At 57.5% G+C, this 6,965-nt stretch carries 6 protein-coding genes and 1 pseudogene; all 7 read left to right on the top strand.

Going from position 1 to position 6,965, the window contains the following annotated elements; all coding sequences use genetic code 11:
• Positions 1-388 (top strand): annotated as a pseudogene (locus BMW76_RS41585) (ABC transporter substrate-binding protein); the annotation flags it as partial.
• 63 nt (positions 389-451) lie between these two features.
• Entirely contained in the window at positions 452-1,393 is a 942-nt protein-coding gene (locus tag BMW76_RS39585; protein WP_090874116.1) for an ABC transporter permease, read from the top strand.
• A 2-nt stretch (positions 1,394-1,395) separates the two neighbouring features.
• Positions 1,396-2,256: an ABC transporter permease gene (locus tag BMW76_RS39580; protein WP_090874115.1), complete on the top strand. Its 861-nt coding sequence runs from the start codon at positions 1,396-1,398 to the stop codon at positions 2,254-2,256.
• A 71-nt stretch (positions 2,257-2,327) separates the two neighbouring features.
• A complete protein-coding gene (locus BMW76_RS39575; RefSeq protein ID WP_218162593.1) occupies positions 2,328-3,341 on the top strand; it encodes an ABC transporter ATP-binding protein in 1,014 nt (337 codons plus the stop codon).
• On the top strand, positions 3,338-4,375 hold the full coding sequence (locus BMW76_RS39570; RefSeq protein ID WP_090874114.1) for an ABC transporter ATP-binding protein: 1,038 nt from the start codon (positions 3,338-3,340) through the stop codon (positions 4,373-4,375). The genes BMW76_RS39575 and BMW76_RS39570 overlap by 4 nt, the downstream gene beginning before the upstream one ends.
• 109 nt (positions 4,376-4,484) lie before the next feature.
• A complete protein-coding gene (locus BMW76_RS39565; protein ID WP_218162592.1) occupies positions 4,485-5,639 on the top strand; it encodes a M24 family metallopeptidase in 1,155 nt (384 codons plus the stop codon).
• 667 nt (positions 5,640-6,306) lie between these two features.
• Positions 6,307-6,965: ABC transporter substrate-binding protein (locus BMW76_RS39560; RefSeq protein WP_245763582.1), on the top strand; the 659-nt coding region annotated here is incomplete at its 3' end.

Below are 6,965 nucleotides of genomic sequence, written 5' to 3'. Positions count from 1 at the left end.
GTGCCTCGAAGAGGCCGGCTTCAAGGTTCAACTCGACGTGGTCGATTGGGCGACGCTCACACAGCGTCGCGGGAACCCGAAGCTCTGGGACATCTTCATCACGCACGCGTTCTTCAATCCTGAGCCGGCCACTTATGGCGCCTATGACCCGTCATCACCCATGGGCTGGGATACGCCTGAAAAGAGAAAGATTTGGGACACCTTCCTCAAGACAGCTGACGAGAAGCAGCGCGAGCAAGCGTTTGCTCAGGTGCAGAAGCTCGTCTGGGAACAGTTGCCCTACTACAAGGTCGGCTCGTTCGCGTGGCTCGCTGCAGTGAACCGCAAGATGACCGGTGTTCCAAAAATCGGGTGGCCCGTTTTCTGGAATGCCAAAGTCAGCAAGTAATACCTAACCTGGCAGCCGGGCGATGCGACTAGCGCCCTGGTTCGCTTCCTAGGAGGACATCCCTTGACCACTTACATTGCCAAACGCTTTCTCGGCATGATCGTGGTGATGTTCATCGTGCTCACCACGGTGTTCGTTATTGTTCGACTCGCCCCTGGAGATCCGGCGGCGCTCATGCTGGGTCCCGATGCCACGCTGGCGGACATCGCCGCTCTGCGCAAACAGATGGGTCTCGATCAGCCGATTGCCGCCCAATATGTTTCGTTTCTCGGACAGATGGCCACGGGCGATCTCGGTCGCTCGATCTTCTTCAATGAGCCGGTGCGACAGGTCATTGTCGAACGTGCGGAACCGACGACACTGTTGACGCTATTCTCGATCATCATTGCGGTGGTTATCGCGTTGCCGGTTGGAGTGCTTTCGGCCTATAAGCGCGGTACGCTATTCGATCAAGGGGCGCTTTCGACCGCGATGCTGTCCGCCTCAGTGCCGAGCTTTTGGCTCGGGCTGATGTTTCAGCAGTACTTGGCGACGCACCTTGGATGGTTCCCCGTCTCTGGCTTCGGCGCACCTGATGCGACCTTCCTCGAACGATTGCGCTATCTCGCGCTGCCCTCGATCGTGCTTGGTCTCGTCAATTCTGCTCTCATAATCCGCTTTTCTCGAGCTGCGATGCTCGATGTGCTCAATGACGACTACGTGCGCACGGCACGAGCCAAGGGCATGAGCGAGTGGCGCGTGCTGGTCAAGCATGCCTTGAAGAATGCAATGATCCCAATCGTCACTGTGGTCGGACTCACATTCGCGCTTCTTATCTCCGGTGCCATTGTCACTGAGCGCGTCTTCAATCTGCCTGGCGTGGGATCCCTGGTCGTAGGCGCGGTGCTTAGGCGAGACTATCCTGTCATACAGGGCGTGCTCGTCGTAATGGCGGGGATCTATGTGCTCATCAATCTCTTAATCGACATGCTTTATCTGGCGATCGATCCGCGAGTGAAATACTGATCATGGCAACTGCTTCTCTTCCCCCGGCCGAGATCGGCCTCATCAGATTGATGGCGCAGCGTCACTCGGTGGCCATCGGTCTTGTAATCCTTACCGTCATCGCGCTCGCTGCCGCGCTTGCGCCGTGGATAGCCCCGTTCGCCCCCAACAAGCTGGCGATCCTCAGCCGATTACAGCCTCCGGGCGGCGTACATTGGTTGGGAACCGACGAATATGGGCGCGATATTTTTTCTCGCGTGGTCTTCGCGGGGCGCGTTTCGCTGATGGTTGGGATATTGGTCTCGCTGTTTTCGTCACTCTTCGGCGTCTTTTTCGGCTTGCTCGCGGGCTTTTTCCGACGTCTCGATACACCGGTCTCGCGAGTGGTTGATGCGATGATGGCATTTCCGGACATTTTGCTTGCGATCGCGCTCGTCGCCGCGCTCGGCGGGTCGGTACTCAACGTCATCATCGCCCTGTCCATCGTTTACACGCCGCGCGTTGCCCGAGTCGCGCGCGCCTCGACCCTTGTTATTCGCGAGCTTACTTATGTGGAAGCGGCGCGCGCGCTCGGCACCTCGACCTGGCGCATTCTTCTCATTCACGTGCTACGCAATATAGTCTCGCCGTTGGTTGTGCAAGCAACATTCACCTTCGCCTATGCGATGCTCGCCGAAGCCGGCCTTTCATTCCTTGGTGTGGGGGTCGATCCGTCAACGCCGACCTGGGGCACGATGATCAATGCCGGAAGCAAGTACGTTTCGACCGCCGGATGGATGATCCTCTATCCAGGGATCGCGATCACGCTCTGCGTACTTGCGCTGCAGATCGTCGGTGACGGTCTCAGGGATGCGCTGGACCCGAACCTCTCGAAGGAGCTCTAGAAGTGTCTGAACTCGTTCTTCACAATCTGGCTGCCGTCGACTCCAAGGATAATCTATCCAGAGCGGGCGATATGACGATGGCAAGCGACGATGTGCTGCATGTTGACGGGCTGAGCACGCATTTCGTCTATAAGCGTCGGATCGCGAAGGTGATTCGCGACGTCAGTTTCACGCTCAAGAAGGGCAAGACGCTCGCGCTCGTCGGCGAATCGGGATCCGGCAAGTCGGTCACCTCGCTGTCGATCATGGGCCTCCTCAAGGCGCCCGGTCGCGTGGTCGACGGTCGCATACTCTACCGAGCTTCGGATGGGTCAATAATCGATCTCGCCAGGGCTAACAACCGCGCTATGAGAAAGATCCGAGGCAAGGAGATCTCGATGATCTTTCAGGAGCCGATGAGTTCGCTGAATCCGCTGCTAACTGTCGGCGAGCAAATTGCAGAAATGGTCCGGCTGCACTTGCCAACAAACAAAGCCGATGCGCGCAAGCGGGCGATCGAGCTGCTGCGCCTGGTCGAGATTCCCGGCGCCGAGCGGCGGGTAGACGACTATCCTCACCATATGTCCGGAGGGATGCGTCAGCGCGTCATGATAGCGATGGCGCTGGCTTGCGAACCGTCGTTACTGATCGCCGATGAACCGACGACGGCGCTGGACGTTACGGTACAGGCACAGATTCTCGACCTTATGCGCAGGCTTCAACGCGAGATCGGCATGTCGATCCTGTTCATCACACATGACATGGGTGTCGTCGCCGAGATCGCCGATGAAGTTGCAGTGATGTATGCCGGTGTCGCCGTCGAACAGGCCCCGGTACGGAGCCTGTTCGAGCGTCCGAACCATCCCTATACCCTTGGACTTCTCGCCTCGATCCCCGAGGCCAATCAGGAACGCGACGAGCAAGGCCGGCGCCGGCGACTGACAGCCATTCCCGGGTCGGTGCCATCGCTGTACAACCTGTCACCCGGTTGCCCATTCCAGACGCGGTGCGGCTTGGCGGAGGTGAAATGCGGTGAGCCGGTGAAGCTTGAGTCGTGCGGCCCGGCGCATCTGTCGCGATGCTGGAAAACGAGGGAGCAGGCATGAGTTCAATACATATCGGATCCGCGGAGACGCTACTCCGCGTTGAAGGGCTGACGAAGGTTTTCCATACGTCTGCGGGTGATGTGCGGGCGCTGAGCGATGTTTCATTTGACGTGCGCCGTGGATCGCTGATGGGGCTCGTGGGTGAATCGGGTTCCGGCAAGACGACGCTCGGGCGTTGTCTTCTGCGTTTGATCGAGCCGACGGCCGGGAAGGTGGTTTTCGATGGTGTAGATATCACTCGCCTCGACGCACGCTCGCTCAAAGCCATGCGTAAACGAATGCAGATCATTTTTCAGGATCCGTTTTCCAGCTTCAATCCGCGCATGCGCATCCGGCAGATAATCGGCGAGGCGCTGATTGCGCACGGCATCGGCCGCAGCCCTCGCGAACGCGACGATATTGCCGCAGGACTGCTGGAAGAGGTGGGGCTCTCAGCCGATCATCTGTCGCGTTACCCGCACGAGTTTTCCGGCGGGCAGCGCCAGCGCATCGGAATTGCACGCGCGCTTGCGGTTGAGCCGGAGTTCCTTATCGCTGACGAATCCGTATCGGCGCTCGATGTGTCAGTTCAAGCGCAGATTCTCAACCTGTTGCAGGACTTGCGTGACCGACGTGGCCTGACGATTCTTTTCATCGCACACGATCTCAGTGTCGTTGAATATCTCTGCGACGAAATGGTGGTGCTCTATCTCGGGAGGGTTGCCGAAACTGGGCCGAGCGAGACGGTCTACGGTACGCCTGCACATCCCTATACGCGGGCGTTGCTCTCGGCCATTCCAACCATTGACCCGGCTCACCGATGCGGTCGCCAAATCCTGGCCGGTGACATTCCGAGCCCTCTATCGCCGCCATCGGGCTGCGTATTCCGAACGCGCTGTCCTTATGCTATTGAACGCTGCGGCGAAGTGGTACCACCGCTGGCGCCAGTCGAGACTGCCGGGCATCAGGCCGCATGTATCCGGATGGAAGAGCTCGTCGTTTCCAATAGGTCGTCCACGGTGACGCCCGTTAAGGCAGTAGCTGGAGCGGGCTGATCGAACCGGCGTTCGGACCATTTCGTTAGGCCTTCGGAATACGGCGCGCTAGCGCGCCATGCGGACCGATAGGCGAAAAATTGAATGTATTTGGCATAAGGAGAAGAAAGTGGCTGGAACAAATGTAGCATTCACGACCGAGGAGTACCGGCGTAGACTGGCGAAAGTTCAAAACGAGGTCCAAAATCGCAATTTGATTGGGCTCCTGGTTCATTCACCTCACAACATCTGCTATCTCGCTGGCTTTCATACATCAGGGTATTTCGCATATCAAGTGTTGTTCGTCCCGGCGGAAGGTGAGCCGCTACTGCTAGTGCGGGAGTCAGAACGCCTGCATGCAGATGTGTTTTCGTGGCTCGAAATAGATCGTCAAGCGGTATACCTCGATACCGAAGATCCAGCTGTCGTAACGGGAAAATGGCTAAAGGAATTGGGCTGGACGGGCGCCAACCGGGCAATTGGCGTTGAAAAGAGCTGTTTCAATCTGCCGGTTCGGGACTATGAAAAAATCAGCGCGACCGCCGAGTCAAACACACTGATCGACGCTTCGGGCCTCGTCAATCGTGTACGACTCATCAAGTCCCCACAAGAGATCGAATACGCTCGTCGCGCCGCAAGGACTGTCGATATCGGCTTGAAAGCAGGGCTGGAAGCTCTAGCTGTCGGAAAAACAGAACTTGAAATCGCCGCAGCGATCCAAGAACAGCAGATTTTGGCCGGTACAGAATACCAAAGCTTACCGAACTACGTCTCGTCGGGCGATCGGATTCGTAGAGGTCATTCCACGCCAACGGACAAGGTTATCGAGCTTGGTGACCTTCTTAAGTTCGAGATAACCGGATCGATAAACCGGTATCACGCCGCACTGATGCGAACGGCGATCATGGGCAAGCCTTCGGACGAAATTCTGAGGGTGTCTGAACTACTGATTACCTGCCAGGATCGTGCCTTTCAGTTAATGAAGCACGGTGCCGTCTCGGGCGACGTTGACGCTGCAGTGCGGCAGCCGGTGTTAAAAGCGGGACTGAGAAAATCGTACCTCCCGCGGATTGGTTACTCGTTGGGCATCGGATTCCCGCCTGTATCGGGTGAGTGGGAAGTGTGTGATTTCATGGCAAACGATACATGGGTTCTTCAGGCCGGAATGATCTTTCATATGGTCGTGAATGCCAACGGCATATCTTTTAGTGAAACGATGTTGGTCACCGAATCCGGGTCGGAGCGACTCACGACGCTTCCTCGCGAACTCCGCGTAGTTCAGTGAAGCTGCAGTGAAACTGGAGGGACGTGCAGACTGGAGCTCGTCCCCTCCGTGCGAAAGTTGCCGAGCCACGAGTGCGTGCGGGGGCGTCGCCATCACTTGCGAACGCTCGCCCAAGACTTTACGGCGTTCACTGTCCGGCACTCCTGTGAGCAAGTAGATAAACATCAGCCACGCTCTGATACATCTGGCAGCGCCCAATGTCCGAACGGGCACCGCGTCGATGAGCGCAAGTATCAATCAAGATCAGCATGCGACGTCGCCGAAACCGTCGATGGGCCGCTGTACTTTGCAGCACACGTTCAATTGGTGAGAAGAGCAGGGCAATGAGTGAAGAATCCGTGCAGGCAGGTCTTGCAGGTCGAGTCACCAATTCGTCAGTCCTCGCGGTGCCGCTAACTGGTAGTCAAGCGCGGCGTCGAGGAGTGGTTGGATGAGAGGCGCGAGGCGACGAAGCCTGCCGGTGCACCGAGCGTCGAGCGGTGAATGGACCATGATCGATGCGCATGGTGATGCACGTCACCGACCTGTTGCAATGATCGGTATATTAAGGGTTACTAAAAATAGGCGTGACGCTGTCCGCAGTGAAGGTTTCGATCTCTGATTGAGACACAACTTGATGCTAGTAGCCTTGGATCGCCGTCTATTTATAAATAACGGAGACGTCAACATGGGAAGCACAAGAGAGGCGCTAGGGCGGGGCGCATTGGGCGCATTAGCCATCGCAGCAGTGTTCTGCTCGCAGCCCAGCCCCGCGCAGAGTGATAAGACCGTCATCGTTACCGACGCAATCATCGGTGAGCCACCGACGCTCGATCCGATGATTACGACGGCGGACGTGGTCGCAGCGCCAAGCGAACACATCTTCGAGACGCTCTTCACCTTCGATTCGCGCTGGAAGGTGCGCCCGCTGCTTGCCGAAAGCATGCCGAAAATCAGCGCCGGCGGCTTGGCGTATGCGATTCCGGTCCGCAGAGGAGTCGTCTTTCATGACGGCTCGAAGATGACCGCAGAAGATGTCGCCGCGTCGCTCAGGCGATGGGAGGCTGTAGCGACTTTCGGCAAGGACGCCGCGCCCCATATCGAGCGCATCGACGCCACCGACGATCATACCGTCACGATCAGACTTCGAGAACCGTACACGCCGCTTTTGTCGCTTCTCGCCATTCAAGTGTCAGCAGCGGTTGTCGTGCCGAAGGGCTATATCAAAGGGGACCAACTAACGAAACTCGTCGGCACCGGCCCTTATAGTCTCGCGGAACACAAAGCTGATCAATACATCAAGCTTGTCCGCTTCAAGGGGTATGTCTCGCGCAAGGAACCTGCCGA

Source organism: Paraburkholderia diazotrophica (assembly GCF_900108945.1).
GTDB lineage: Bacteria > Pseudomonadota > Gammaproteobacteria > Burkholderiales > Burkholderiaceae > Paraburkholderia > Paraburkholderia diazotrophica.
This window is presented reverse-complemented; position numbering and strand designations above follow the sequence as displayed.

Excerpts from the sequence above, each read along its gene's own strand:
- BMW76_RS39580 (WP_090874115.1), top strand. The coding sequence starts at position 1,396 with ATGGCAACTGCTTCTCTTCCCCCGGCCGAGATCGGCCTCATCAGATTG.
- BMW76_RS39575 (WP_218162593.1), top strand. The coding sequence starts at position 2,328 with ATGACGATGGCAAGCGACGATGTGCTGCATGTTGACGGGCTGAGCACG.
- BMW76_RS39570 (WP_090874114.1), top strand. The coding sequence starts at position 3,338 with ATGAGTTCAATACATATCGGATCCGCGGAGACGCTACTCCGCGTTGAA.